At 67.1% G+C, this 24603-nt stretch carries 30 protein-coding genes; 3 read left to right on the top strand and 27 right to left on the bottom strand.

Going from position 1 to position 24603, the window contains the following annotated elements:
- Position 1: 1 nt before the first annotated feature.
- Positions 2 to 787: a peptidylprolyl isomerase gene (locus tag BP68_RS07320; protein WP_496370158.1), complete on the top strand. Its 786-nt coding sequence runs from the start codon at positions 2 to 4 to the stop codon at positions 785 to 787.
- Positions 788 to 880: 93 nt separating this feature from the next.
- Here the strand turns inward: BP68_RS07320 and BP68_RS07315 are convergent, their stop codons facing one another.
- A complete protein-coding gene (locus BP68_RS07315; RefSeq protein ID WP_496370156.1) occupies positions 881 to 1603 on the bottom strand; it encodes a heparan-alpha-glucosaminide N-acetyltransferase in 723 nt (240 codons plus the stop codon).
- A 403-nt stretch (positions 1604 to 2006) separates the two neighbouring features.
- Between BP68_RS07315 and BP68_RS07310 the strand changes: the two genes are divergently transcribed.
- The gene (locus BP68_RS07310; RefSeq protein WP_496370154.1) at positions 2007 to 2282 is read left to right on the top strand and encodes a hypothetical protein; all 276 of its coding nucleotides are present in this window, start codon (positions 2007 to 2009) and stop codon (positions 2280 to 2282) included.
- A gap of 78 nt (positions 2283 to 2360) precedes the next feature.
- Here BP68_RS07310 and BP68_RS07305 read toward each other — a convergent pair whose 3' ends face one another.
- The 18 genes from BP68_RS07305 to BP68_RS07220 form a co-directional block, all read right to left on the bottom strand.
- The gene (locus BP68_RS07305; RefSeq protein WP_496370152.1) at positions 2361 to 2696 is read right to left on the bottom strand and encodes a hypothetical protein; all 336 of its coding nucleotides are present in this window, start codon (positions 2694 to 2696) and stop codon (positions 2361 to 2363) included.
- A 41-nt stretch (positions 2697 to 2737) separates the two neighbouring features.
- On the bottom strand, positions 2738 to 3256 hold the full coding sequence (locus tag BP68_RS07300; RefSeq protein ID WP_496370150.1) for a hypothetical protein: 519 nt from the start codon (positions 3254 to 3256) through the stop codon (positions 2738 to 2740).
- Entirely contained in the window at positions 3253 to 3834 is a 582-nt protein-coding gene (locus BP68_RS07295) for a lysozyme (RefSeq protein WP_496370148.1), read from the bottom strand. The genes BP68_RS07300 and BP68_RS07295 overlap by 4 nt, the downstream gene beginning before the upstream one ends.
- A complete protein-coding gene (locus tag BP68_RS07290; RefSeq protein WP_496370146.1) occupies positions 3831 to 4136 on the bottom strand; it encodes a holin in 306 nt (101 codons plus the stop codon). The genes BP68_RS07295 and BP68_RS07290 overlap by 4 nt, the downstream gene beginning before the upstream one ends.
- Before the next feature lie 40 nt (positions 4137 to 4176).
- Positions 4177 to 4698, bottom strand: a complete 522-nt coding sequence (locus BP68_RS07285) for a hypothetical protein (protein ID WP_496370144.1) — start codon at positions 4696 to 4698, stop codon at positions 4177 to 4179.
- A gap of 2 nt (positions 4699 to 4700) precedes the next feature.
- Positions 4701 to 5192, bottom strand: coding sequence for a hypothetical protein (locus BP68_RS07280; RefSeq protein ID WP_496370142.1), 492 nt, complete (start codon positions 5190 to 5192; stop codon positions 4701 to 4703).
- A 12-nt stretch (positions 5193 to 5204) separates the two neighbouring features.
- Positions 5205 to 5537: a hypothetical protein gene (locus tag BP68_RS07275; RefSeq protein WP_496370140.1), complete on the bottom strand. Its 333-nt coding sequence runs from the start codon at positions 5535 to 5537 to the stop codon at positions 5205 to 5207.
- Between the two features lie 4 nt (positions 5538 to 5541).
- Entirely contained in the window at positions 5542 to 6051 is a 510-nt protein-coding gene (locus BP68_RS07270) for a hypothetical protein (RefSeq protein WP_496370138.1), read from the bottom strand.
- A gap of 9 nt (positions 6052 to 6060) precedes the next feature.
- A complete protein-coding gene (locus tag BP68_RS07265; protein ID WP_496370136.1) occupies positions 6061 to 6591 on the bottom strand; it encodes a hypothetical protein in 531 nt (176 codons plus the stop codon).
- A complete protein-coding gene (locus tag BP68_RS07260) occupies positions 6588 to 7022 on the bottom strand; it encodes a hypothetical protein (protein ID WP_496370134.1) in 435 nt (144 codons plus the stop codon). Before BP68_RS07260 ends, BP68_RS07265 begins: the two co-directional genes overlap by 4 nt.
- Positions 7023 to 7080: 58 nt before the next feature.
- Complete coding sequence (locus tag BP68_RS07255; protein WP_496370132.1) at positions 7081 to 7626, bottom strand: hypothetical protein; 546 nt, start codon at positions 7624 to 7626, stop codon at positions 7081 to 7083.
- A gap of 3 nt (positions 7627 to 7629) precedes the next feature.
- Positions 7630 to 9522, bottom strand: coding sequence for a tudor domain-containing protein (locus tag BP68_RS07250; protein WP_496370130.1), 1893 nt, complete (start codon positions 9520 to 9522; stop codon positions 7630 to 7632).
- The gene (locus BP68_RS07245) at positions 9522 to 11543 is read right to left on the bottom strand and encodes a hypothetical protein (protein WP_496370128.1); all 2022 of its coding nucleotides are present in this window, start codon (positions 11541 to 11543) and stop codon (positions 9522 to 9524) included. The genes BP68_RS07250 and BP68_RS07245 overlap by 1 nt, the downstream gene beginning before the upstream one ends.
- Before the next feature lie 290 nt (positions 11544 to 11833).
- Positions 11834 to 12283 carry a hypothetical protein gene (locus BP68_RS07240; protein WP_496370126.1) on the bottom strand — a complete coding sequence of 150 codons (450 nt, stop codon included), beginning with the start codon at positions 12281 to 12283 and terminating at the stop codon, positions 11834 to 11836.
- 20 nt (positions 12284 to 12303) lie between these two features.
- On the bottom strand, positions 12304 to 12741 hold the full coding sequence (locus tag BP68_RS07235) for a hypothetical protein (protein WP_496370124.1): 438 nt from the start codon (positions 12739 to 12741) through the stop codon (positions 12304 to 12306).
- A gap of 8 nt (positions 12742 to 12749) precedes the next feature.
- A complete protein-coding gene (locus BP68_RS07230) occupies positions 12750 to 15506 on the bottom strand; it encodes a CAP domain-containing protein (RefSeq protein WP_496370122.1) in 2757 nt (918 codons plus the stop codon).
- A 4-nt stretch (positions 15507 to 15510) separates the two neighbouring features.
- A complete protein-coding gene (locus BP68_RS07225) occupies positions 15511 to 16110 on the bottom strand; it encodes a hypothetical protein (protein WP_496370120.1) in 600 nt (199 codons plus the stop codon).
- Positions 16107 to 17351 carry a hypothetical protein gene (locus BP68_RS07220; protein ID WP_496370118.1) on the bottom strand — a complete coding sequence of 415 codons (1245 nt, stop codon included), beginning with the start codon at positions 17349 to 17351 and terminating at the stop codon, positions 16107 to 16109. Before BP68_RS07220 ends, BP68_RS07225 begins: the two co-directional genes overlap by 4 nt.
- Before the next feature lie 102 nt (positions 17352 to 17453).
- On the opposite strand from BP68_RS07220, the gene BP68_RS07215 reads away from it, so the two are divergent.
- The gene (locus BP68_RS07215; protein ID WP_496370116.1) at positions 17454 to 17624 is read left to right on the top strand and encodes a hypothetical protein; all 171 of its coding nucleotides are present in this window, start codon (positions 17454 to 17456) and stop codon (positions 17622 to 17624) included.
- On the opposite strand, the gene BP68_RS07210 is transcribed toward BP68_RS07215, so the two are convergent.
- From BP68_RS07210 to BP68_RS07175, 8 genes are read right to left on the bottom strand one after another with little or no spacing between them, the layout of a single operon-like run.
- Positions 17614 to 20184 (bottom strand): LPD38 domain-containing protein, encoded by a 2571-nt coding sequence (locus BP68_RS07210; RefSeq protein ID WP_496370114.1) that lies wholly within the window; start codon positions 20182 to 20184, stop codon positions 17614 to 17616. The two genes, BP68_RS07215 and BP68_RS07210, sit on opposite strands and share 11 nt — an antisense overlap.
- Positions 20165 to 22162 (bottom strand): hypothetical protein, encoded by a 1998-nt coding sequence (locus BP68_RS07205; protein ID WP_496370112.1) that lies wholly within the window; start codon positions 22160 to 22162, stop codon positions 20165 to 20167. The genes BP68_RS07210 and BP68_RS07205 overlap by 20 nt, the downstream gene beginning before the upstream one ends.
- Positions 22159 to 22617 carry a hypothetical protein gene (locus BP68_RS07200; protein ID WP_496370110.1) on the bottom strand — a complete coding sequence of 153 codons (459 nt, stop codon included), beginning with the start codon at positions 22615 to 22617 and terminating at the stop codon, positions 22159 to 22161. The genes BP68_RS07205 and BP68_RS07200 overlap by 4 nt, the downstream gene beginning before the upstream one ends.
- Positions 22614 to 23114 (bottom strand): hypothetical protein, encoded by a 501-nt coding sequence (locus BP68_RS07195; protein WP_496370108.1) that lies wholly within the window; start codon positions 23112 to 23114, stop codon positions 22614 to 22616. Before BP68_RS07195 ends, BP68_RS07200 begins: the two co-directional genes overlap by 4 nt.
- 30 nt (positions 23115 to 23144) lie before the next feature.
- Positions 23145 to 23402 (bottom strand): hypothetical protein, encoded by a 258-nt coding sequence (locus tag BP68_RS07190; RefSeq protein WP_496370106.1) that lies wholly within the window; start codon positions 23400 to 23402, stop codon positions 23145 to 23147.
- Positions 23399 to 23938: a hypothetical protein gene (locus BP68_RS07185; protein WP_496370104.1), complete on the bottom strand. Its 540-nt coding sequence runs from the start codon at positions 23936 to 23938 to the stop codon at positions 23399 to 23401. The genes BP68_RS07190 and BP68_RS07185 overlap by 4 nt, the downstream gene beginning before the upstream one ends.
- Positions 23935 to 24087 (bottom strand): hypothetical protein, encoded by a 153-nt coding sequence (locus BP68_RS07180; RefSeq protein WP_496370102.1) that lies wholly within the window; start codon positions 24085 to 24087, stop codon positions 23935 to 23937. Before BP68_RS07180 ends, BP68_RS07185 begins: the two co-directional genes overlap by 4 nt.
- Positions 24084 to 24602 carry a hypothetical protein gene (locus tag BP68_RS07175; protein ID WP_496370100.1) on the bottom strand — a complete coding sequence of 173 codons (519 nt, stop codon included), beginning with the start codon at positions 24600 to 24602 and terminating at the stop codon, positions 24084 to 24086. Before BP68_RS07175 ends, BP68_RS07180 begins: the two co-directional genes overlap by 4 nt.
- Position 24603 lies beyond the last annotated feature (1 nt).

The raw sequence follows: 24603 nt of genomic DNA, 5'->3' as shown, positions 1-24603 counted from the left end.
AATGAAGAAAAAGCTCTTGTCCGGCCTCGTGGCCGCAGCCGTGCTGGGCACGATGGCCTTGCCCGTTGCCGCGCAAAACCTCGCCATCGTCAATGGCAAGGCCGTTCCCAAGGAACGCGCTGAAGTCCTGAAGCAGCAAGTGGAGCGCTCGGGCCGTCCCATCACCCCTGAGATCGAAGGCCAGATCAAGGAAGAAGTGATCGCCCGCGAAATCTTCATGCAGGAAGCGCAAAAGCGTGGACTGGAAGGCTCGGCCGACTACAAGGCCCAGATGGAACTGGCCCGCCAGACCATCCTGATCCGTGAACTGTTCGTCGACTTCCAGAAGAACAGCCCGGTGACCGACGCCGAAATCCAGGCCGAATACGACAAGTTCGTGGCCGCCAACGCCGGCAAGGAATACAAGGCCAGCCACATCCTGGTCGAGAAGGAAGAAGAGGCCAAGGCCATCATCGCCTCCCTCAAAAAGGGCGGCAAGTTCGAAGACATCGCCAAGAAGCAGTCCAAGGACCCCGGATCCGGCGCCCGTGGCGGCGACCTGGACTGGGCCAGCCCCAACAGCTATGTGCCCGAGTTCACCGAGGCCCTCGTGAAGCTCGAAAAGGGCAAGCTGACGCAAGCCCCCGTGAAGAGCCAGTTCGGCTGGCACGTGATCCGCCTGGACGACGTGCGCGAGGCGCAGCTGCCCAAGCTGGACGAGGTCAAGCCCCAGATCGCCCAGCAGCTGCAGCAGCAAAAGCTGGTCAAGTTCCAGGAAGACCTGCGCGCCAAGGCCAAGGTGGAGTAATCCTCTCCCGCCATCACGCGAGTGGTTGGCGGGCTGCTTCGCACAACGCGGCCCCGTGCCGCGTTTTTTATTGCCCGGCTCTCAGGGCCGCCGCTAGAGCCAGAGCCAGCCCCAAAGCATCAACGCACCGATCATCACCGGCTGGTGCAGCATGTAGTAACTCAGGCTGTAGCGCCCCAACACCACCAACGGGGCCGCAACGCGCGGCAAAGGCCGGGAAAGCCAAGACGCATGGCGGGCCAGCAGCCACTGCCCGCAGGCCATGCCCCACCACATCACCCCCAGCCAGGGAAAAACAGGCACGTAGTCTTCGGTGAAGGGTTTCTGCGACACCCATCCCAGCCAGTTCAACGCCCGGCCGTTGAACGCCCCCGACAGCATCGCCAACGGTCCCTCCAATGCCCACGCCGCCAGCCAGGGCGACGCCACGGCCAGCCCCCCCGCCAACCAGAGCCAACGCCCCCATCCCGCCGTCAGACGCACGATGAGCAGCATGATCGCCATGCCGTGCAACACGCCGAAATAGATGAAGCTGCGGGGAAACATGAGGAAGGAGCCGGCCGTCACCAGCAATGCGCAGCCTGCGATCCGTCCCCAGCGCCGGGCAAACCGCTCCCAGCCCAGGCCCCGCTGCCAGGCCACCGCCTGCCCCAGACCGGCACAGAACAAGAACAGACTGACGATCAGCGTGCGCTGCACCGTCCAAAAGGCATCCGCGCGAAAGTCCTGCGGCCAATAGCCAAAGTGGCTGAGATCGAAGCAGAAGTGGAAGACCGTCATCCACACCATGGCGAAACCGCGCAGGGCGTCGACCATCCCATACCGTGCGGCGGATTCGGCGCCGCCTTTTCGTCCACTCAGACTGGCAATGTTCACCCTGCCCCCTTGATGATCCGAGCCAAAACGAAAAAGGGGTTAGCTCTTCAGAGCTAACCCCTTGCGTTCGATGGTCGGAGCGGCGGGATTCGAACTCGCGACCCTCTGCTCCCAAAGCAGCTGCTCAGACCAATGAAATCAATGCTTTAGCGAAATTCCTTCTAACGCGCAGCTATCTGAGGTTGGCTCGTTTTCAGAGTAGCGGCAAAACTTCGTTAGACAGGATTATGCCAACCGAATCTTGCCAACAATATGTCGACCCAACCATTCTTCTCGAGCGATTCTGAGCGCCCGCATGGCGCGCGACAATCGGGCCATGAATCTCCCTCCCTACCGCCCCTCCATGGCGACCATCTTCCGCATCGCAGGAAGCGCCATCAGGGCCCACTGGAAAACCCACAACAACGCTTACCACCAGAAGCTGGTCTTGACCCCCGAGCAGGTTGACGACCTGGTGGCCTGCCAGCTCTACGGCCAGGTGGCTTTCCCAGGCGCGATCCCGCCTCGACGTGACATGTACATGGGCCGCCCTATAGAGATCCGCCATGACACCCAGGGCGAGATCGTGGCTCATGACGGGACATCAACCCCGCTTTCCTCCTACGACGCCACTGCGTAAAAAAGCCCGCCGAAGTGGGCAATCTATTCAGGCGCCCTACCCTGCCAGCTTGTCGCGCAGGCGGAAGCCCAGCAGCGATCAGGGCGCGGTTGAGACGTTCGCTGAAGGCTGCCCAACCTTGTCTGGAAACACACGGTCCACGATGCGACCGAGCACCCAAACCAACGGCGTTCCCACCAAGACACATGTGTGGAGTGCGACTCCCAGCACTTGTCCTCGAGTAATAGGCTCAGCCGCTTCGTAGAACAGCCAGAGTCCAGCAATCGAATTCACGATGGCGATCACAGGAAAGACTCGAACTGCCCAGCGCCATGCCACAGAGGCAGTGCGACGAATGCGGACAATCGCCGTATCGCTCAGCCCATAAATGGTCAGCACCAGGGATACCACCGCAATCCACGTCGTCAAATCCATAGCCCCTCTCCTTTGAGGACGGATTTTGCGACAGAGAAAGCCTAATCCAGGAAGATGGCCCGATCCGTGTCAATCTGCCGTCGCAGCAGGGCTACCTCGGCGTCACGCCGCTCAAGATCCGCTCGGAGTCCTCCAACCACTGAGACCCCTTCGACAACGTGACGGTCGAGGGCTTGGTGTCGATCTGCAAGATCGCGGCAGGCAACGGCGCCGGCCTCGGCCATCGCGCGGTAGGTAGCAGCTCGGCGCTCGGCGTCTGTGCGCAGCCGGTCAGCGCGAGCAGCATCAGCGCGAGCAATGGCATCGCGCACAGGCGCGGAAATCGTGAACGCATCGGAGTTCTCCTGGGTCTTGCTGGCATGGCCGAATTCCTTGAGGCCCAGTTGGACCTCGTGCTTGAGCATGCCGGTGACGCGCGCGCGGTCGTTCTCGGCCACCGTCGCGCGGAGCCGGGCGTGATCGCGCTGCTCGGTGTGCAGGCGCCAGGTCTGCGTCAGCAGCAGGCCTAGCAGCACGGCGCAGGCTACCTGCAGCGCGTAGGCTTTGATGGCTGCGATCACAGCAGGTCTCCCATGCACTTAGCCGTCTCGTCGCCCCGGCGGTTGGCCAGGCCCTGCACGAACGTGTAGACCTTCTGGCCGGTCTTCGGGTCAATGTGGCTGGTGAAGCTCCAGACGACGCGGCCGTCATCTCCGCGGCTGATGCGCTGACAGCCGCGCTCCCACTCGCCGCGGTTCCAGGCCAGCATGGCGCCGCTGGTGCAGGTGCTGGCGGCGCCCAAGTTCCACGCATGAGAGCTGGCCATGTCCAGTACCGAGGGTGGCGGCAGGCGCCTGAAGCACGGCAGCAGCGCGCGCTGCACGCGCTCAATTGCCGAAGACTCCTCCTGGATGCACTGATCATCGGTCCAGCGGTCGCCAACGCGGATGGGCGTGGCGGTGACATGGCGGGTGAGGCCATTGCACACGGTGGGCAGGCCGCCGGCCAGCTTGTCGGCATACACGGTGAGCACACGGCCCTTGCCGCTCTCCCACTGCTGTAGGTGGTCGATCAGGGCTGGCGACAGCAGCGTCACGAATCCGCCCAGGGCGGCCACCCACACCACCTTGGGTTGGATGCCGCGGGCTGCGGTGCTCATTCGTCGTACTCCAGCCGGCCCAGGTCCGAGTCTGCCGCCACGCTGATGGGATGGCCCGTTGCGCGCATCATGTCCATGCGCATCTGCCGCTCTTGCTGGCGCAGCGCATGCTCGGCCGCATGACGGCGATTGGCCTCTCGCTTGTAGTACCAGTTCACATACGCGCCGAGCAGCGCAATGCAAAGGCCCAGCAGGCCGACTGCCTGTGAAGATGCGAGCCAGCCAAGAAACCCAACGACAGCTCCGCCGCCGGTGGTGCGACTGCCGGCCGTTGCGATGGCGTCAATGGTTTCGGTTTTCATGAGCCCGGATGATTCCGGGCGGCAGCGTAGCCGTCGAACCCTATACGGGGGCAGCGCGTTTGAGCGCCGCGTACAGCACACATGGGTCAAAGCGCTCCGAGTCATCAAATCCCAGCGCCGCAGCCGAGGCCTCACCACAGGTCCAGCGTGAACGCTTGTGCGGAATGAACCATGCCAGAAATCCCAGGATCATCTGCCAGTCGTACAGCGCACCCTGGTGTGCGTGGAACCAGCGTGCCGCGGCCACAGCGTCGCCGCTCACGGGCACCACATCCCAGTTGCCAGAGTTCAGCACGATGCGCTTGAGTCGCACGCCGCCGGACTCGCCGGCACGGCGCGGTGAGAAGGCTGGCAACCGCTCTGCCGCAACGCTGGAGGCGCACCACAACGCCCCGTTGGCGTCAGGATCGCAAGTGCCATCGGGCATCAGGTGCCCTACCCCGTCACCAGGTTCGAACACCACCTCGCTGTGGCTGTGGATGCCTCGCAGCCGCAGACGGATCAGTCTGTTGGCTATGCCTTGAAACCCTGGGCGAGTGGACTTGTAGGAGGCGAGTAGCACGGCTAGCCCTCCTGCTGGAGGCCCTTGATATGGCGCTCGTATTCAGTTGTTGGCTTCTCTAGGATCAGAGCCTTCTTTTCAGCGATCATAGGCCCACTGCCTGGCGCCCAAGGCTGTGCCGCGGGCTGGCCGGTGGCAATCAGCATGTCGATCATGTCGGAGACCTTCGGATCGCGCAGGTCAATGTACTTGCGTACGCCCGTCAGCGTCTGCACGGCCTTACAAGCACCGTGGTCGCTAGCGGCAATAGCCAAGGCATCGGGCCCAAAGCGGTCGTAGAACGGGCCTACATCGACCCACCACATACGTGGATCATTGAGGGGAGAGGACTGCTGTGGCGCAGTCCACTCGCCACTGGCCTCGTCATAAAGTTTCCCGAGAAGTGACGTATCAAACGACTGCAGAGGTATCAGACGCACCCCCTGCACAGGCAGATGGTGCTGAGTAACAGAGCAGGCTACCCCTGAGTCATTGAGCTGGGCATAAAAATACATGCGTGATCCCGTTCAATAGAACTCGACAACTTCCCAGCTGACTTCCAACGCAGTCGTGCTGTTGGATGAGCGGTTCGCCCTAACAGTCAATGTGGTTCCATTGGTCAGTTCTAGCTGCGCAAGCGAGTTGCTGGACTGGTTTGGCACGGCGTATGAATACGATGTGAGCAGGTTCAGCATTGTTTTTGCAGGATTTACCTCCGCAATCGCCACTGCTGCGGAAGATGACGTACTGGTCTTGCCACGCTGCACTGACTTGACGACCCACCCTCCTGGGAGGGTGTCGCCGTCAGGCAGCTCCTGCACCACTCCGTCAATGACAACCAGCGGACGCCGCTCAGCCATGGCGTCAGGCCAGCGTCACAGCCACGCCGCGCTCGAAGTTCACGGCCGTGGCCGACACCGCCACACCGATCTGCTGCACCACGTTGCCGGCTGCACTGGGCACCGTCGCGCCGCCGGCGCCTGCCGTCGTCTGCAGAAACACGGTGCCCGGCGTCTGGCCAGTCACCTGGGTGTTCGTGCCCTCGAAGTACACGGTAGCGCTGGCGCCGCTGGCCACGGCCGCGAGCACAAAGCCGTGCGCATCCTTGCCGGCAACCGTGGCATCGGCCTTGCGCACCTTGAACGCCCCCGCATCGCTCCAGATGTTCACCCAGTCGCCCGCGGCTAGCGCCTCGCTGGCCTCGATCAGTGCAGTGTCGGCGCCGATGCCGACAGGCATCATGCTGGTGTGCAGGCGCCCCGTGTTATCCAGCGCGGGGATGTCGCCGGCATTCGCCGCTCCAGCGCTGGTCTGGATGCCCAGGACTTCGGTGATGACGCCCCCGACGAGGCGAAGCAGTTTCTTGGCAGCCATGGCGGCCTCCTATGCAATGGTGATGGGTGGTTGAACGTCGATGAGCACGCGCGTCGCTGAGACGGCATAGCCCACGACCTGAGAAAACTTCGCGCCCGCGGGCAGCGCCTGGGTGAGCCCGCCGGCGGCGCCGACGAACACCGGGCCGGAGGCCCAGGCCCAGCCGGCGTGCTCCAGCGGAATGTTGTTGGACACCACGGCGTCGGCGCCCGCGGCATAGGCATTGGCCACGACACCCAGCACGGCGCCGAGGTGCGCAGCCAGCGTGCAGTCGGCCGGCTGCAGCGCGCCGTCGGCACCCAGCGCCACTGCGCTGTGCCCGCTCAATGGCATGGCACCAACAGGGATCAGCGTGGCGCCGCCTGCTGGCCCGGGAACGCCCTGCTGGCCGCGGGGGCCGGGAATGCCGCGCGTGACGAACACCGCCGCCGGCGCGGGCTGGCGCACCACCACCGTCTCGCCGCGCTCGCGTGTGACGACGACGGCCGCTTCCCTGTGGACGACGACCGGCTCCAGGCCAGGGGTGACGGCAACACTCACCGCGTGCCCTCCGGGTGCAGCACGAACGTCAGTTCGTACTGGCGCTCCACCTCGCCGCCGGAGCGCACGACTTCAACATGGCCGATGCAGGTCTCCCAGCCCGGCGGCGTGTGGCCGTACGCAAAGGCAGCCGTCTGCGCCGCGCTCAAGTTCAGGCGCAGCCGTGCGCCATCCAGCGCGATGCCGTCGTTCTCCGTGGTCAGCTCGGCAATCACGGCTGGCGCGTCGATATCGCGCCGCAGCTGCATGCGCGCCGTGCAGCCGGTGTAGTCCTCGGCCGTGGCATCCGCCAGCGGCGCCGGCGTGCCGCAGTCCTTGACCAGCCGGCCGCACTCCCACCGCACCGGGTAGGGGTACGTCACGCGCTCCAGGGACTCCGAGAAGGTCGCGCCCTGGTAGATATCGAAGGTCAGCCGTGCCGGGGTGGTCATGCCCGCCACTGTCGCGGGCAAAGCCGATGGCGTCGAACCCTATACGGGGGCCCCGGGATCAGGCCGGCATTTCCTGGCAGTGCCGCAGCCTCGTCCAGAACTGTGGCGCTGGGGGCGCCGCTCCGGGGCCAAAGATCTTGAGCGTGTACTCGGTCCCCAGGGGCAAAGTGTCCGGGAACAGTATTGCGTTGCCCCCCTCGTACAAGATCCCCTGCTCATCACCAACCCGAATCCCCGAGAGGTCTTGCCCCTCTACGCTGATGAACGTAGCGCCCTTGCTGACTTCCGCCCCGCTTCCTTCATCCTCTGGAACCTGTTCTCCGACAAGGATGTCCGTGAACCCCGCCTCCGAAGCATTTTTCTGCCCGATCCACCCGCTGCGCAGGACTATTGGGTAGAACGCCTGAGGGTTCTCGTCGGGCAGAACAGGCCGGTCAGGAATCAGAAGCCAATCGCTGCTGGGAGTGCCTTGCTCGCCTGGGACAAACTCGCGCACAGCGGTGCACGACAGCAGCAAGTTCCCCATGGGCACCTCCGACTGCAGCGCCTCGCGCGCCTGCGTCGTCCACCTGTCCTCACTGAAAAACCGGAAGTACTTGGCCATGCTTTACCCCAGCGGCATCGAATGATTGACTTGGCTGCTCCCGCTGGCCGTCGTGCCCGCGCTGCCATTGAGCGAAGACCCGAACGACACGCCCGCCGTCGCCCCGGCCGCCAACGTGCTGTGCGCCTGCGCGATGGCCTTGAATCCGTCCATCTGCAGGCTGGCAACGCGGATCATCTGCTCCATGTCCGCAAGCACCTTGCGCATTTCCACCTCATACAGCGCCACCGATGTCCGCATCTGCGCCTCGTAGGTCTTTTGCTCCAGCTCGGCTGCGGCCTGGTGCGCCTGCACCTGGGCGGTGTAGCGAGCGACATTCGTGCGGTGCGCCTCCGCGTTGGCCTGAACGGCCGCCACCTGCGACTGCAGCATCGCCTTGTCCGCGTCCAGTCCGGCAACGAACGCCCGCAGCGCCAGCTCCTGCTGATCGATCTCCGCGCGCTGGTTCTTGATGCCAATCTCGGCCACAGTGCTCTTGCCGGACACCAGTGCTCCATAGGCCCGTGCCTGGCTCTCCAGCAACCCGGCCTTGGCCGTCTCGCCCTTCACGCGCGAGTCGTAGGCGTCATAGCGCAGCTTGTCCGCCTGGATCGTCTCGGCCGTGGCCTGCACCTGCGCCTTGTACTTCTCCACCTCATTACGCTGCAGCTCCGACTCGAGCTTCGCCCCTTCCATTTCGGCCTTGTACAGCTCCACGTCCGCCTGCAGCGCACGGTACAGCTCAGCGAACACCTTCACCCGCTGCTCGTTGATCTGGCCCTTGGCCAGCTCGGCATCGAGCTGCGCCTTGTGCGCCTCCAACCCCAGCCGGCGCTCATCCAGCTCAAGGCGCCGCACGTTCGCCGCGTTCTGCCACGCACCCTGCCGGGCGTTGAAGATGGCGACCTGGGCGTTGAGCATCGCCAGCTCGCTATCGAGCTGGTACTTGGCCGCCTCCAGCGCGCGCTGCGCCATCTGGCTCCACAGCCCGATCAGCACGTTCTCGGCCGCCAGCGCCTGAGTGCAGGCGAAGCGCAGGTTCTCGACATGCGTGTCGGTGACCTTGATCAGGATCTCCCGCCCCAGCCCTTGCTTGCGCAGCGCCCCTTCCGTGCGGATGGCGTCAACGCGCGCCACCAGCGCCCCCGGCGGCAGTGTGTAGCCACGCCCGGAGAACTCCACGGCGGCGGCCGACACGTCGCGCGCGATGGCCACATCCTCGCGGCTGGCAGCGCGCTCCCACAGCGCCTGCTCCACGGCGGGCGGCAGGCCCGTGCCACCGGCCCACATGCGGCGGATGACGGCGATCTCCTCATCGATCAGCACCGTCTGGTAGGGCCGCTCTGCCCACTGCAGCACCGCAGACACGGAAGACCCCTGAAACTCCGGGCTGCTCTCATTCCATGGCGCCAGCGGCGTGAACGTGAAGCCCGGGATCGCCAGCTCCACAAGATTCGGCATGGCCGGCCGGTTCAGCACGGGCTTGTCCGGCAGCGCAACCGCCTGGCCCACGGGCGCCGCGGGAAACACGGGGTCGGGGCGCGGCGCCGGCGCGTCCGGGATCTGGAGCTGGTCGAACGCCGGGTCGAAATCAGGGATGTGCACTGGGGCGACAGGGCTCACCGGCTGCAGCACGAACCGCTGGCGCCCCAGGGGCGTCACCGTCCCGAAGCTGTCCGTTCCCAGCTCCGGCAAGTCGGCGTTGTAGAAGCGCATGCCCGGGAACCTGGGCGCCTCGGGCGGCGTGATGCCGCTGAGGTTGAGCCGGGGCAGCGCCTTGGCCAGGTTGTCCACCGCATTCTTTGCAGCATCCCCCAGCGCGCGCGCACGCTCCACGGCCGCAAGCTGCTGCTCCATGACATGGGTCTTGATCTCGCGCGTCAGGATCGGCGCGTCTTCAAACGGATTGAGCGACATCAGAGTCTCCTCGAACTGGTTGCGATTTCCGCGGAAATGGAGTGCACCTCAAAGGCGCATCCGCAGGCGTTCTCCACGCCGATGCGCCAGTAGCGGCTGTTGAGCCCCTTGCCGACCTGGATGCGGTTGTTGCGCGGCTGGCGGGCCGCGCGCGGCTCCATCGCGTAGCGATAGACCCCGTAGCCCTGCCCGTAGGTCTCCACCGTGGCGCGCAACGCGCCCGCCGCGTGATAGCCGAACCACAGGGACGGCAAGCGCTTCTTCGGCTCCGATGGCTTCGGGCTGCCATCCTGGTGGTAGCCCCCGAACTCGCTGAACCCATACTCCACGCGCGCGTCAATGGCGTCACTGCCGTCGGCATCGCCGCCCAGCACCACCAGCCCATCCGGCCCGCTGGCGAACACCTTCCCGCCTACCACAGCCATGTCCGTGAAGGCCCAGTTCCCGTACCAGGACACGGCGCCCGTATCGGCGTTCATCACCCAGGCCACCAGGCCCGGCTGCTTCATAAGCAAGTCGTCGCCGGCCAGTGCCGCGTCCTGCACATCGGCCACGGCCACCGTCGTGTGCAATGCCCCATCGCCAGCCTCGGCCCCGTCCTGCACCCACAGCACCGTCGCCCAGGACTGCACACTGGCCGTGTCACCCGCCTGGGCGCCGTCTTCCACCCAGGCGCTGGCCGCGATCTCCACGGCATCCCCAGCGGCCGCGGCGTCCTGCACCTCGACCAGCAGGAAAGGTGCAGCCGCGTCACCCGCCAGGGCTGCATCGCCCACCAGCACCCACGCATCGGACTGCGCTGCCGCCGCATCCCCCGCCAGAGCCCCATCCACGGCCAGTACGTCCGCATCCGCGCTGGCCGCATCACTGGCCAGGGCCACGTCGCTCACCACCACGATGGCCGACAGGCGCACCATGTCGCCCGCCATGGCCTCGTCCGCGCACGCGGCCTGCACCTGCACACTGCCCCAGGCGGCGTCGCCCGCGACGGCCGTGCTCTGCGCCAGCACATAGCGCTGGGCACTGGCGCCATCACTCGCCCATGCGCCATCCACCGCGTCCATCGGCGCCGGCAGGTCCCCGGACAGCCGGGCGAACTCGCCATCAAACTTCGGCCCTCCGCTCGCATGCCCCGCAGAGCGCACGCGCATCGGCGGCAGAAAAACGAACCCTTCGCTGAACGCGGCATCCGCGGCGCTCACCAGCAGCGGATGCGACACGATGTCCACGGCGGCCGTCCCCGGCCCGGATCCGCTCGCCACCGGGTACTGCAGGGAGACATCCACCCCCTGCAGCGTTGGCGGCCCATAGACCGCCCGCGCCGTCATGGGCTCGAACCGAAGCACCGCGGCATGGTGCTGCACCTGCGAAGCGCGCACCTGCGGCGCAAGCATGGACAGATCCGCGCCCTGACCGTTGTCCGCAACCACCTGCGGCGCAAGGAACTCCACGGAGACTCCCGCCCCCGAGCCCTCGGAGGCCGACACCTGCAGCGGCTCAAGCGCCACCTGGCACCCGGCGCCAATCAGCGTCAGCGAGGCGTCGCGCACCTCGTCCCCACCGGCAAGCAGCGCGGCATCCAGGAACAAGGGCGCACCCGTCGTCCAGGCCTCCAGGCCAGGCGCCCAGGCACGGCCGGCAGGGGGCACCCAGTCCAAGGCGTTCGCATGCACCGTGCGCAGCACCGTGCCGGGCAGCGCGAAGGGAACGCCGGGCACATGCACGGGCGTGCTGCCGATGCAGTAGTAGAACGTGTCCGCGTGCCGGGCCAGATGGAACACCTGGCCGTCCGAATACAGCACCGCCGTGGATCGGGCGACGCCACGCTCCACGAGCTTGTAGGTGCCGCTGCCGAACACGAATCCGAGGAGCGGTTCATCTGGGTCTTCGGACTTGTCGTCCTGCACCAGGCCCACGCTCACGCCGCTGGCGCCCACGGGCACGGCGAAGCTGAACCAGCCATCGCCCTCGAGGGGCTCCATGCTGTGCGCGCCGGCAGTCCAGGAAGGATTGTTGGTCATGGTCGTCTACATGGGAATGATGGTGAACCCATCCCCGAAAAGCTCCCGCGGGTCCTGGTCGGCGTCGATCTCGAAGTCATCGCAAGTCGTCGTCGTGTGGTGCACGGGCTTGCCGTTGCGGAAGAAGACAGAGGTATTCTCACTACACACCCGCACCTTCCTCTTGCGCTTTTGCGGCTCCCCCCCCCCGCCGCCGCCAACGGGCGGCTTCGGCGGTGGTGGTGGAGGCGGCGGGGGCGGAGGGGGTGGCGGCGGGGGCGGAATGACGTCCCGCGTCAGGACTGCCATGGCTACATCGTCGGCAGGCCGACGTTGAAGTAGTTGAGCGTCCATGGCGTGCCCGCGGTGACGTTCAGGCTCGTCAAATTCATATCCGCGCCCACCACCCCCACATTGCCCTGCACGCGCGGCGCCGTCGTGCTTTGCGTCCCGTCGTCGCCCTGGGCCACGAAGCGGAAGTACGCGCACTGGCCAGAGGCATCGACGGAGCTCGTCATCCAGACCTGCGCCACGCTCTTGCTGATGACGCCATCCGCCGGGTCGCCGAAGGTCAGGCCCGTCACGCCATCGCCGCCGGCCGTGAGCGTCATGAGCAGCGTGCCGGTTTCCGCGTCGTCGGCCGTCGTGGGGATGCTGCCCGCCGGTGCCGCGAAGATCTTGAGCAGCCCGCCGTCCAGAGCCGGCTTGAGCCCCGCCGCGTTGAGCATGCCGTTGCGCAGCCCGGTAGAAAACTTTGCCATGGTGAAACTCCTTCGGTAGGTCAGGCAGGAAAGCGCAGAGAAAAGCCTTCGACGACCAGGGTCGTCGCGGCGGTAATGGAAGGGGGAATGCTCAGCAGGCTCTCGCCCACGGCGCCGTCGATGCGGCAGGCCGTCGTGGATTGCTGACCGGGGTCGATGTCCAGCGCAACGAAGCGCCACCACCCGGGCGTGCCGGGCGCCACGCCCTTGAGCACCCATTCGCCCAGGTTGGCGAGCTCTCCGGTCCGGGCGCCGGCCTTGAGCTGCAGCCCGCCCGCGTCGCTGCCAGGCACGGGGGCGGGCAGACCGTTCTGGGTCACGCGCGCCACCAGCGTGCCCGGTGGCGCATCGTCGGCCGATGCGGGCTGTGCGCCCGAGAAGATCAAGATGTGGCCGTACTGCATCATGATGCCGACGCCGTAGTTCGTCACCACCGCGGTGCGCAGCCCAGAGCTCATGCGGATGGTCATGCAACCCCCATGGGAAAAATGTTGTCCTTGAGATCCGGCAGGCCCGTGATCGCCTTGAGGTCCAAGGAGGCCTCCAGGAAATAGGCCTCATCGCCCGTCCAGCCGCGGCCGTCCAGCCTCAGCGGGCTGCCGATGCGGCCCGCCGCGATAACCTCGCCGCCGTAGAACTCGACCTGGCACACGTCGTCGCTGGCGCGCAGCGGAGCGAAGATCTCCGGCCCCACTAGGTCGTAGAAGTGGCCCGGCTCGCCATAGCCGCGCCGCATGTAGTCGAACCCGATGCCGCCCTTGACCAAAGCCGCCTTGTAGGGCCGCGCCGGCGAAAGCCGCTCCACGCCACTCGCCCCGCCGCCGCTGATCGCGCCGATCAGTGGGACGAAGGAAAACGCCGTACTCGAGAGCCGCCGGTAGGTGCCCAGACCGGCCACGAGCCGGACATCGGGCATCCCGGCATTGGCCAGCACATCCAGCCCGCGGTCGTGGCCGCTCTCCTCGATCACGTCCTCCTTGACGCGCAGCACCTTGCCGCGCGCAACCACGCTGCAGCGCGACGCCGGGCGCAGGCCCTTGCGCGTGCCGTAGATATCCGTGATGGTGGTTTCCTCGCAGCGCCATTCGTGGCGCAGGTACACCATGTCCTGCGGGCGCAGGATGTCCAGCCACAGGATCTGCGCGAAAGTGCCCGACTCCCCCACGCTCCAGCCCATCTGGCCGGCGTTGAAGACGAACTCCGTGCCATCGGGAAACACCAGCCGGCTGTTGAGCGTGCGGTGCCCCGAAGGCTTGCTGCCGGTCGCCATCTGCAAGGCGAACTCGGAATCGACGTGGACGCGGGCATACACCAGTTCCTCCCCGTCGTAGTCCGCAAACAGCCGGTAGCTCCCCCGGCACGCCACGGTTGCCAGCAGCGAATCCTGCCCGCTGTTCGAAGGCACGATGTCCAGGGACTCGGTGAACAGTTCGGCAAACCCAGCGCCGCCGCGCCACTCGATGAAGTGCAGCTCATGCCCCCACACGAACCGCTTGTAGGTGGCATACGGGTCATCGAAATCCAGCACGTCCGTGACGATCTCCGACTCGTCCCATTTGGACCCCCTGAACCGCTGCAGGTTCGGCACCGGCACGGTGTAGCAAAACACCGCCTTGGCGCCGGACAGCGACACCTTCACCGTCGAGGTCTCGCTGGTGTCGTCGGGAAAGCGGAAGCTGTCCACCACCCGCTGGGTGTTCTCGTAGTCGTGCAGCAGGCCCTCGCGCACGACGATGTGCGCCGGCGGGAGCGAGGCCGCATTCACCGCGCGCTCCAGGGTGAAGATCCGCAGCCAATCCTTGCCCTCTGCATCCACGACATGGTGCGCGGCAAGCACCGTGACGATGGGACCGTCAATATCGGTCTGCACGGTGATGTCCCGCCCCTTGCATGCGACGTACACCGGCAAGCGGAACATGTCGCTCGCGCTGGTCGAGAAGTCGAACGGCGAGAAGAACGTCGCGCAGTGCGACACATGCGACTCCAGGCCCAAGCGGACCCGCACCCCCTTGCGCTCCCTGCCGCACCGGCCGAAGTGAACGAAGTTCCAGTCGGCCCCGAAGATCTGCACCGCCATGGAGCCCCGCACCGGCGGCTGGAGCGGCGCGGTCGGCGCGTCCAGGCCGTAGGGCGGCAGCTGCTCCGTGTGGACGGCGGCGCCCGCGAGGTGGCGGGTGGCCGAATCCAGCGAGGCATACAGGTACGGGTCCCCGTGCAGCAGCCCCCTCCAGTCATTGATGATGTTGGCGTAGTGCCCGGGCGAATTCCTCCAGCTCGCCATGGCATGGTCGGTGAACGCCTTGCCCGTCTCCATGGACGCCAGGTGCAGGTTCTCGCCCGCCGCGTTGCCGTGTGCGCTGCGGCGCTGGTGCCGGAACTCGAAGCTGATGTGCCCGTCGCGGAAGCGATAGCTGTCGTGCCCGATCACGCCAGACCACCTGGCCATGTAGATGGGCGACTCGCTCAGCTCCCCCTCGCGCCCCCGCAGGACGGGGAACAAAGGCTCCATGTCCGCGGCGGCGCGGAGCAGGTTGGTCTGCTCGCGCAGATAGAGGTCTTCGGCCCGCTCGTGCGCGAATTGTGGCCGGTGGCAGTGCCATGCAGCGCTCGGCGGCTCCTGGAAGTTCACGTCGAATCGGCCCGCGAACTGGGCACGCCAGACCATCCGCCCCTCCTGGGGCAGCGGCATACCGATGCCGAACTTCCCCTTCTCCATCTCCCAGTCCATGAAGAACAGGTTCGCCGCGCACACGCGCGTGCCCGCCTCCGGCGCACCGTGGACGCGGCGGTACAGCGCATCCGGGTACTGGTTGTCATAGAACCGGTTGATGATGACCTCACGCACCGGCCCGCCGGCGGTGCCCCGGCCGTTGGGCGTCGGCGGCATGCCATAGCCCTGCGGCGCCTCGGCCGTGCGCGGCGTGATGACGAAGCCCTCGGGCAGCCAGACCAGCCGCACAAGCGCGGGCACCGGCTCGTCCTCGAGTTCCTCGTCCTCCGGCTCCGCGCTCGCCCCCTTGAACGCCAGCAGCCCGTGCACAGAGGCCGTGGCCTCGCCATAGGGCGTCTGCCTGCGCAGGCCGAACACCGGCACGCCGGCCGACTCGGCGAGCAGGTTGGTGAAAAACAGCAGGCGCGCAGCATCCCCCACGGCCTCGTCAGGGGCCTCCGGGTCCATGCGCGTGCCATGGACGGGAAACGGGAGCCGCGGCGCGTCGGTCACTGCATCACTCCGGGCGCAGGCGCACCAGGTAGCCCAGGTTGAACACGTTGCCCGCGCTTTCCTTGCGGTCCGCGGCAAAGCGGACGATGGAGATCAGCACACCGTTCGTGCCGCCCTTCACCGGGTCGGACAGCAGCGCCGCGCCGCGGATGGTCAGCTCCGTGGCCGTGGCGATGGTGAACGCCGCGCGGTCGGCGGCGTTGTCCATCACCCCGTTCGTGGCCGCAGCCGGCGTCCACGGGCGGCGGGTGTATTCCGTGTAGCCCTCCGTCGCCGAGGTGATCTCGGTGGCGGTGGCGGAGAACGTCGCCGCCGTCACGCTGTCCGTCGGCGTGTAGGCCCCGGAGAACAGCGCCAGGTGAAACTGCGTCTGCGCAGCGCCGCCGCGCAGCCCCGTCTCCAGCAGGTAGTTCAGCCCCTGCACCGGAATGCGATTGCGCGCCGTGCCGGGGCGCTCGCCCTCGTTCGTGTCGAAGGAGTATTCGCCAAAGGCCAGGGCCCCGGCCTTGGGAAACAGGATGCCTTCGGGCCCCACCTCGTACTGGTGGCGGTCGAGGTAGCCCTTGAATTCGCCGGCGTGGCGGGTCAGGTCGCGGTCGATCATGGTGTGCCTTTCGTATCCACGGCAGCACCGAAGACGTGCGCCGGCCCATGGGAAGCAGTCAGCGTGATGACCTGGGCAATGCCATCGCGCTGCAGAAAAACGGAACGCCCCGCCTGGCCGGGGGCGATGCGGATGCGGTCGCTGTTGAGTGCGGAAACGGAGCCATCGGCCATGCCGACCATGTGCCCCTCGGTGCTGAGCCACACGGCGCAGTCGCGCGTGGAGCGGCTCTCCAGCACGCCCAGCAGGTGGGCCGGCACCAGCACGCTGGAGCGCGCCACGGCCTGGGCCTTGCTGGCCGGCTCGGCCGTCCATGCGGTCGGGTCCGTTCCAGCGAGCCACCACACGCCGCGGTCGTCACCCACGAAGGCGCCGCCGGCCAGGAACTCCATGAAGCGGATCGCGCCGACAAAGCGCACGAAGTTGTGCTGCGGCGCCGTGAGGTGCGGGCGCAGCGCGTCGGAGTACCACAGCGTGTCGCCCGCGGCCACGTACAGGCGCCCGGCCCAGCCGCGCACGAAGTGGCCGCCCGGCATGCTGGCGCGGTGCAAGGTCTCGCAAGGCGCGCCGCCGGGATACACCGTCACCGCATACTGCGGCCACACCGCGGCGAACTCCTCGGCCAGGTACAGCACGTCGCCATCGGGCGGCGAAACGTAGACGCGCCAGCGGCAGTCCGGCAACACGGGCAACCCTTCCAGCCGCAGGCCTGCCGCAGATTGCACGGCCCCCAGGAGCCCGGCGGGCGATTCCTCGCCGCGCCCGTCCACCAAGGCCACGGCCACCATGTAGCGGCCCGGCGTCAGCGTCCCCGCATCGGAGGCCTTCAGGTCGGGCAGCGTGTCCGGCAGGCGCACGCCCGCAGGGTGCGCCTCGTCCTCGCCCGCGCGCAGGCGCCACAGACCCGCGGGACTGCACAAGTACAGATCGCCGTTGTATTCGGCAAAGTCCACGGGCGCATCGCTGCCCAGCACGCCCACCACGGCCTCGGCCATCGTGTCGGGGTCGATGCGCAACACCTGCGCGCCGCGCTGCGCCATGAGCCGGCCGGCCCAGGCGTGCAGCGAAGACCAGGGCGCGGCCCCGGGCGTGGCACTGGCCCACCCGCCGCGCCGGCGGAACTGGCCCGCGCGGTCGATGTCCACGTTCACCGCCGCACGCACGGCCCCCGCGCGCATCTGCGTCTCGTCGGAGACGAGATCGATGCCGAGGCGAGGCAGGGGCACGGGGATGCTGCTCATGCCCGGCAGTGTTCCGGCTGCCCGGTTTTCGCGCACTCCCTACGGGGGTGCATCCACCGTGTGCGGATTGCCCCGGCGCCGTCGCCCGCCTACGATCCCGGCATGCCCACCCTGATCTTCTGGCTGCTGGTGATCGCGGTCATCCTGTTCTTCAAGCTGACCACGAAGGAAGAGCGCCGCTCGATGGTCGAGACCTACTGGGTCGTCATCATCCTGGTCGGCGCCGTCGGGTTCATCTGGCAGCTCCTCGAATGGAGCGGGCTCACCCGGTGACCGCAACGCGCTGGGCAATCTGGTGCTTGCGCGCTTCGATCGCGTCCAACTGCCGCCGCTTCTCCTCGGCCGGCAGGAGCCTGTTGGCCTCGATGCGCTTGGCCTGCTGGCCCAGCTCCGCGAGCTGGCCCTTGGCATTGGCCACCACAAGCCGGTTGCGCAACTTCGGGGCATCCTTCGCCTGGATGGCTCCGGCCTTCTCCATGTCGCCGGACTTCACGGCCGCCTGGTACGACGCCCAGGCCTGCTCCACATCGCGCGCCTGCTCATACATCGCCGACACGTAGCGGCTGCTGCCGGTGGGCAGAGACTCCACGAAATTCCCCGCCAGGAAGGTGTCGCGCATGCGCATCGCAGGCCGCTCGCCGCGATCAAGCAGCGGCCGGGCCGCCATGTCCGTCGCCGTGGTGGTCACCGTAGCCAGCCAGCCGAAATACCCGCGCATCAGGAAATCAATCTGCTTCGGGCTCAACCCCGTGTACTCGCCCTTGGCCAGGCGCACAGGATCCGGCAGGCCCCACGATCCCAACAGCCGCGCGATCTCCGAAGTGCGCTCGTTGTAGCGATCCTGGGGGCGCTGCCGCTCATCAGCCATGCCCTCGATGGCCCGGCCGCTGAAGCTATCCTTGTTCGCGTAGACGTCGATGAATGGCTTGATGAACTGGGGTGTCGGGTCCATGGCAAACGTGTTGAACACCATGTCGCTGATGCGCTGTCCGAAACGCTTGCCCGTCATCTCCTCGCTCATCATGAGCTCGGCGGTACGCTCGGCCAGCGTGCCGATGGAGCCCAGCTCGAAAGGCTTGGGGACGCGGAATGCGGTGTTGCCGACCTTGAACCACCAGTAGGCATCCCTGTCCCAGTCCTCGCGCTTCTTCCAGTCGTCGTCATCGCCGTAGGCCGCCAACAGACCCAGGCTGGCCATCGACACCGCGCCGGCCATGGCGGCGAAGCGCCGCGGATCTTCTTTGGCTGCGCGGCCCAGCTTGTAGAGCCCCTGCAGGCGCGCGTTCAGAAACGGCACCGTCTGCGCCAGAAAGCGCACCGTCTCCCACTTGCCGGACATGCTGAAGTCCATGAGGTCGCGCGCCATGAACGACGCCTCGGCGTGGCTGTGCCCCTTGGCGATCAGGCGCTCGTACAGCGCTGCCCGGTTCACGTTCTCCGTTCGGTCGCCGAACTCTTCGTAAGCGTCCCACAGGGATCGCATCTGGCCCTTGAACTTGTCGAAGCCCTGCTTGTCCAGCATCTGGCCGCCCAGCTTTTCGATCTGCGCGCGCACGCGGCCGGTGTTCTCCTGCGTTCCGAACTTGATGACACCCCCGCTGGCCAGCATTGAGGCATAGGTCTGGCTGTCGCGCGCCGTGGCCTTCCAGCCGCCTGCCACGTTGGCGAGCGGGTTGTAGCCCAAGTCGCTCTGGGACACCGCCGACAGGCTGTCGCGGATCAGGTTGCGAATCTTGAAAGTGGGGTTGACGGTCACACCGAAGGTCAGCAGGCGCTTGAAGGGCGCCATCACCTTCACCAGCCCGCCGGGGGCGTAGCTCATCGCCATGATGGCATCCAGCAGATGCGGGTCCTCCACGGCCCAGTGCTCGGCCACGCCATCGCGCATCACCTTCACGGCGCCCTTCGTGTCGGCCGGCACCTGGTAGGCGATGCCCATCTTGTCCGCCGCGGCCATCGTTTCCAGCGACGCCCGGTTGCGCGCCGCCGCCGCGTACAGGTGGCTCCAGTTCATCAGCGTGTTCTGCAGCAGGTCCGCGTTGAGCTGCTGCGTGCCACCCTTGAGCTTCTTCCAGGCCTGCTGGTTCACCAGGCCGGAGCTGAAACGCGGACCCCGCATGTCGCCGTCCTCCATCAGGCGGTAGAACGGCACGTAGGGCTGCTCCTTCATCAGCTCGAAGGCGGCCTGGTCGATCAGGCCCGATTCCATAGCCACCTTCAGCGTCGCCTCGTTGAAGGCGTTGAGCTCGCGCAGCGCCGCTGCGTAGGCCGGCATGCGCGCCGTGCCGTCCGCCATGCGCCCGGCATTCAGGCTCTTGAGCGCCGTGATGTCCTGGTCCGTCAGCAGGTTCTCCTTGCCCTCCGCCTTCAGCCGCTCCGCGCGCTGGGCCGCCACCCACTGAAAGAAGCGATCGTGCTCACCCTTCAGGCCAGCCAGCACCTGGGAGAAACCGCCGTCCTTGATATCCACGTCGTACACGCCATCACGCAGGAAGGGCTTGCCGTACAGCAGCGCAGCCTCGACGGCGCCATCCGCCCCCTTGGACATCCGCGCCAGCATGTATGCATGCTCGCTCACCTCCTTGATGGGCGCAAACTGGTCGAACAGCCCTTGGCGCATCTTGGTGCCCAGGTTGGCCCGGAAGGAATGGGCGCGCTCGGCCCAGGTCTGCTTGGCCATGGCGCCGAAGACGCGCTCGGCGGCCTGCTGCTGGGATGGGGTGTAGCCGGACGTCGCTGGCGCGGCGGTACGGCTGAACAGCGGCTCACCGCGCACCGCGGCCAGCGAACGCTCCAGCGCCTGATCCGTCGTTTCATTGCTGCGCGTCTCCATGGCGAGCCTCGATGTGCGTCAGCCCCCACGCCTCATTGCCCTGGCGCAAGCGAATCTTCCCCACCTGCCTGCGCATCTCCTTGCCCATCGCTGGCGTGATTTCTCCGTAGTCCAGCCCGCCGTCGGCGTTCGGCACGAAGTCCGTGGACTTGCGCAGGCCACGGCTGAACTTTGGCGCCTCAGGTGAGCGCCCCCGCGCCGCCTTCAACCTCTCCATCCCCAACTTCTGCCCGGCCGCCGGCTCCCGCCCCACCACGGCGAAGCCGTTCTTCAGGGAGGAGTCCTCCTCCACCGTGTAGATCACGCCCGGGTTCTTGCGCGCCAGCTCGGCCCGCACCTGGTTGGCGCGGAACTCGCTCAAGCCCTCCTTGTACCTGCCGACCTCACGCGATACCTCGCGGCCCTGCGCCGCTACGCCGGCAGTCTGTTGGCCGGCGCCACCTGCAGCAGGTACACCTTCTCGCACAGCGGTGCGAGGCTGGGCGGTACCACCTCCCTGCCGCTGTCCAGCAACGACAGCAGGTGTCGCACCTCCAGCCGCTGGGCTTGCCCCGTTCGGCGCAGCAACGCCAGCGCCCGATGCGCGCTCATCTGCCAGCCGTAGATCTCGTGCAATTGCATTCGGTTCTCCTGGGGACGCGCCGGCCGCTGTACTGATGCTTGGGAATTCACCCACTTGAGCGAGAACCTCGCGAATGGGGGCCTGCAGCCGAATCACCCTCACCGCCTCGCCATTGGCGCGCTTGGCCAGCCACTGGTGATGGCCGTCCACCACGTAGCCGTCCGACGACACCAGGATGGAGCGATCGCCCCCCTGGAACACGCGGGCCTTCGCCACTTTGGACGGCGAGAACTCCGCCTGCGTCGGCTTGAGGTCATTGGCCGGCACCTCGGCGGCGCGGCTGCCGATGCCACGTGCCTTGAGGAAGTTCACCAACGCGCCGCGGTGCTCGGCCCGGATCTGCGGCATCTCGGCGCGCGGCACGCCCAGGGTGCCGGTTTCCGGCGCGAAGGCGCTCCACTCGCGGTCGATCTGGCCTGCGGACAGGTCGGCCCCGTCCTGCACCACGCCCGCACGCTGCGCGTCCGCTGCATCCACCTCGGCCACCACCTGCGCCAGGCGCTTGCCCTTGGGATCAATGCCCATGCCCTTGGCCACAGGTCCGGCGCGCAACATGCTCGTGCGCCAGTTATCGGGCCGCTCCGCTACCGTTTCCGTAGCTGCTTGCGCTTGTCCCGTCTGCGTTGTCGCTGGCGCTGCTTGCGCTCCAAGGTGCGCAATCGAGGTGCCGCCATCGGTCAGCCCCTGCCCTGCTGGCTGTCCTGCCGGCGCTGCTCGTCCTTGCGCTGGTTGCGCCGCTGCTTGCTGGGCTTGATCGGCTTGAGGGCCATTGGCTACTCCATTGGGGAAGGATTGGGGAATGCTTGCTTCTGAATTAATAGCAACCTGCGCTTTTGGGGTAAGCGCCGCGACCTGCTGCGCATCCACTCCATTGGCTGGCGCAACATCCACGGCCTGAGCAGCAACGCGCGACAGCGGGCCGGCGGCCGGATCAATGCCCATGCGCTGCGACGGCGTGCGCGTGTCCAGTTCCAGCGCGCTGGTGTCGATCTCGGGCACCAGCATGTCCAGGCCCGGCTGGCGCGCGGGTGCAGCCCCTGCGGCGGTATCCCATTGGGGCGTGGCCGCAGTCGGCTCGTAGTCGATGGTGGCGGCACGGGCTCGCGCGACCTCGGCCGGGTCCTCGAGGGTCAGGCCTCCATCATCAAATTCGCGGGTGAAGTCGATGCCGTCGCGCGGCGCCTGCGCACCTGGCGCGGTTTCCGCCTGTAACGCCTCAACACCGACTGCAGTGGGGCCAGTTCGCGCGGCGTCCGGGTCAGCTGCTCCTGGCGAAGTGGTCACCTCGGCAGGCTCCGGCGCGTATCCGGGCCAGTGCGGATCGGTCTGCGCCGCCGTGCAGTTCGGGCACGTCATCGAGTTGCCCTCTGGATGCGGGCCATCTGATCCATGGACCAGCGCGCGGCGCGCTCGGCGATCCCGTGGCGATCCATGCCGATCAGCCCGTCCATCACCTCGGCAGCGTTCTTGGCGATCTGCAGCTCGGGGCCGCTGAGCCCTACCCTGCCGGTGCGCCGCAGCCGCGCGCAGATTGGCTCGTAGGTCTCCAGCTGCAGCGCCAGCGCGGCCATGGCCTCGTCGGTGAACTGCTCGCCGTCCTCGGCCAGCATGCGCATCATCTGGGTGTAGGTGAAGCCGGTCTCCATCCAGTCCCAGAGGTCCCCCACGGAGGCCGTGCCCGTGGCCAGGCGGTTCACCAGGTCGTTGTGCACGATGCGGGCGTCCAGCACCTGGCTCGCGGAGATCTTGGGGCGCCAGAACTTGGGCAGCGCGTGCGGACGGTGCTGCAGGGAAAAGGTGCGAGTCTTCATCGCGCGCCCCCCAGCAGCCCTGCGAACGGGCTGGAATAGTCCCGCCATGACCGGCCCGCCATGATGTCGGCCGCCGCGCTCTGCCCGCAACCGAATGCCGCAGCGGCCGCCCGCGTGGAAAGGCCACTGGCGCGCATCTTGGCCACCGTCTCCTCCGACAGATGGGAGCGCTGGCGGCGCGCCTGGGATAGCTTGGCGCTGCGCGCCAGCGATCGGCCGTACTGCGTCACCTTGGCGGTGCGCTGCTGCAGCTGCTGGCGCGACAGGCCCACGGCGTGCGCAGGCGCGACGCAGCGGTCGTTGAGACATTTCGCGCAGGCCAGGCGCCCCTCGACAGTCTTGCCGCTCAGCTGGAGCACCACACGGCGCACCGGCACCAGCTTGCGGCTGCCAGCCGGGCGCATCACGGGTGCGGTGCCGTCCAAGGCGCCACGCCATTCCCAGCAGTCACCCACCTCGTCGCAGTGGGCGCGTATGGCTTCAAGGGAGACTTCCATTCTTACTCCTGATTTAATAGCTACCAGCGCTTACTGCATAAGCCGTGCAACCGTCACGGATAGCGCATCCAGTTCATCCATCTTTTTGATTGCCCACATACGGCGCTGGCCGTGAAGGCCCATCAGCGCGCCGCGGTGGCAGCTCTCGCACAGAGCCACAGCGGTGTACTGGCGACCCTGCTTGATGTGGTGCGCCTCGCTGGGAGCTGGTGCGTCGCACACGCTGCAGGGAAGCGCCTTGACTCTCCCCAGATGGGCTCGCTCCTTGGCGGTGAGGCGGTTGTTCACGCGTCCTCCTGAGGGGAGGCCAGCACGCTTTCCAGCATCGCGGCACGCCCGCGCGCGTCCAGGTGCGGCCACAGCAGGCGCTGCGCATGCGCGGTGTGCAGGAACGCCACCATGGCCTCATGCACCTCGCGCATCTCGTCATCGCTGCAGCTCTCGTAGCTGGTGGATCGGGGCACGGCCACGATGCCGCCGCGCGGGCCGGGCAGCCAATCCACCCAGCCAGCACCCGTTTTCAGCCAGTCGCGCATCGCCGTCAGCGTCAGCCAGCGCTCCTGGTGGTCGAACAGGCGCTGCTCCAGCGCCATGTGTCGGCGATGGAACTGGCCGGAGCGCTCGACCACGCTGGCCAGCTCGAACACCTCGCCCGGCTCGGCGCGCAGCAGGCGGTTGATGAACCGGCGCCAGCGGCTGTCGTGCGTGCTGTCCAGGCCGCCCACGGCGTCCAGCAGCACATGACGCACCGTGGCGCGCTGGGGCTCGGGCATGCCGGCCAGGGAGGCACGCTTGGTGATGAGGATCGGGCTAGCCTTGGTCACGGCAACACCTGTGCAATCCTGAACGTCACCCCGCCCAGCTCGAAGCGCTGGCCCACGCGCACGAGCATGGGCGGCACATGGCGTTCATCCACCGTGAAGGTCTGGGGCCGCCAGTTGCCACGGCCAACGGGGCGCAGGATCAGGGTCATGCCATCTCCATCTGCGCATACCGCGCGATCAGAATGGATTCGGCCCGGTTGTGGTCCTTCGCGCGGCTGATGTCCGCGCAACTCGGAAAGCAGCGCCGTGCCGTCTCCAGCGCCTTGGCCTTGCGCTCGGTCTGCTTCAGGTTCGGGTCGATGAGCCCGTAGGTGCGCTTCCAGGTCTGGGGCGCCACGTAGACCACCTTGCACTTCAGGCATTCAGCCACCGTCTCGATGGCGCCCAGGGAGCGCAGCAGGGAACCCTGCGTCTGCACGGCGTTGTTCGCGCCGCCCATGGTCCCCACCGCCTCAATGACGATGGTGGGCCGGGCCTCGCCCGCCGGGCAGGTCTTGAGCAGCAGGTCCAGCAGCGCGCGGCCGTCGATCTTGCGCTGCACCATGGCCTTCGGGCCCACGCCCGGAATCGGCATGGTGGGCAAGTCGAAGACACCGCGCAGGCCCTGCGGGCCCACGACCGCGCACGCGCCAGTCAATCCGGGGTCGATTCCAACGAACAGCATG

The organism is Diaphorobacter oryzae DSM 22780, assembly GCF_059568935.1.
This window is presented reverse-complemented; position numbering and strand designations above follow the sequence as displayed.

What these genes read in the sequence shown, in the direction of transcription:
- BP68_RS07320 (WP_496370158.1), top strand. Translation starts at nt 2, where the DNA reads ATGAAGAAAAAGCTCTTGTCCGGCCTCGTGGCCGCAGCCGTGCTGGGC.
- BP68_RS07315 (WP_496370156.1), bottom strand. Translation starts at nt 1,603, where the DNA reads ATGGTCGACGCCCTGCGCGGTTTCGCCATGGTGTGGATGACGGTCTTC.
- BP68_RS07310 (WP_496370154.1), top strand. Translation starts at nt 2,007, where the DNA reads ATGGCGACCATCTTCCGCATCGCAGGAAGCGCCATCAGGGCCCACTGG.
- BP68_RS07305 (WP_496370152.1), bottom strand. Translation starts at nt 2,696, where the DNA reads ATGGATTTGACGACGTGGATTGCGGTGGTATCCCTGGTGCTGACCATT.
- BP68_RS07295 (WP_496370148.1), bottom strand. Translation starts at nt 3,834, where the DNA reads ATGAGCACCGCAGCCCGCGGCATCCAACCCAAGGTGGTGTGGGTGGCC.
- BP68_RS07290 (WP_496370146.1), bottom strand. Translation starts at nt 4,136, where the DNA reads ATGAAAACCGAAACCATTGACGCCATCGCAACGGCCGGCAGTCGCACC.
- BP68_RS07280 (WP_496370142.1), bottom strand. Translation starts at nt 5,192, where the DNA reads ATGTATTTTTATGCCCAGCTCAATGACTCAGGGGTAGCCTGCTCTGTT.
- BP68_RS07275 (WP_496370140.1), bottom strand. Translation starts at nt 5,537, where the DNA reads ATGGCTGAGCGGCGTCCGCTGGTTGTCATTGACGGAGTGGTGCAGGAG.
- BP68_RS07270 (WP_496370138.1), bottom strand. Translation starts at nt 6,051, where the DNA reads ATGGCTGCCAAGAAACTGCTTCGCCTCGTCGGGGGCGTCATCACCGAA.
- BP68_RS07260 (WP_496370134.1), bottom strand. Translation starts at nt 7,022, where the DNA reads ATGACCACCCCGGCACGGCTGACCTTCGATATCTACCAGGGCGCGACC.
- BP68_RS07255 (WP_496370132.1), bottom strand. Translation starts at nt 7,626, where the DNA reads ATGGCCAAGTACTTCCGGTTTTTCAGTGAGGACAGGTGGACGACGCAG.
- BP68_RS07250 (WP_496370130.1), bottom strand. Translation starts at nt 9,522, where the DNA reads ATGTCGCTCAATCCGTTTGAAGACGCGCCGATCCTGACGCGCGAGATC.
- BP68_RS07245 (WP_496370128.1), bottom strand. Translation starts at nt 11,543, where the DNA reads ATGACCAACAATCCTTCCTGGACTGCCGGCGCGCACAGCATGGAGCCC.
- BP68_RS07240 (WP_496370126.1), bottom strand. Translation starts at nt 12,283, where the DNA reads ATGGCAAAGTTTTCTACCGGGCTGCGCAACGGCATGCTCAACGCGGCG.
- BP68_RS07235 (WP_496370124.1), bottom strand. Translation starts at nt 12,741, where the DNA reads ATGAGCTCTGGGCTGCGCACCGCGGTGGTGACGAACTACGGCGTCGGC.
- BP68_RS07225 (WP_496370120.1), bottom strand. Translation starts at nt 16,110, where the DNA reads ATGATCGACCGCGACCTGACCCGCCACGCCGGCGAATTCAAGGGCTAC.
- BP68_RS07220 (WP_496370118.1), bottom strand. Translation starts at nt 17,351, where the DNA reads ATGAGCAGCATCCCCGTGCCCCTGCCTCGCCTCGGCATCGATCTCGTC.
- BP68_RS07215 (WP_496370116.1), top strand. Translation starts at nt 17,454, where the DNA reads ATGCCCACCCTGATCTTCTGGCTGCTGGTGATCGCGGTCATCCTGTTC.
- BP68_RS07210 (WP_496370114.1), bottom strand. Translation starts at nt 20,184, where the DNA reads ATGGAGACGCGCAGCAATGAAACGACGGATCAGGCGCTGGAGCGTTCG.
- BP68_RS07205 (WP_496370112.1), bottom strand. Translation starts at nt 22,162, where the DNA reads ATGACGTGCCCGAACTGCACGGCGGCGCAGACCGATCCGCACTGGCCC.
- BP68_RS07200 (WP_496370110.1), bottom strand. Translation starts at nt 22,617, where the DNA reads ATGAAGACTCGCACCTTTTCCCTGCAGCACCGTCCGCACGCGCTGCCC.
- BP68_RS07195 (WP_496370108.1), bottom strand. Translation starts at nt 23,114, where the DNA reads ATGGAAGTCTCCCTTGAAGCCATACGCGCCCACTGCGACGAGGTGGGT.
- BP68_RS07180 (WP_496370102.1), bottom strand. Translation starts at nt 24,087, where the DNA reads ATGACCCTGATCCTGCGCCCCGTTGGCCGTGGCAACTGGCGGCCCCAG.
- BP68_RS07175 (WP_496370100.1), bottom strand. Translation starts at nt 24,602, where the DNA reads ATGCTGTTCGTTGGAATCGACCCCGGATTGACTGGCGCGTGCGCGGTC.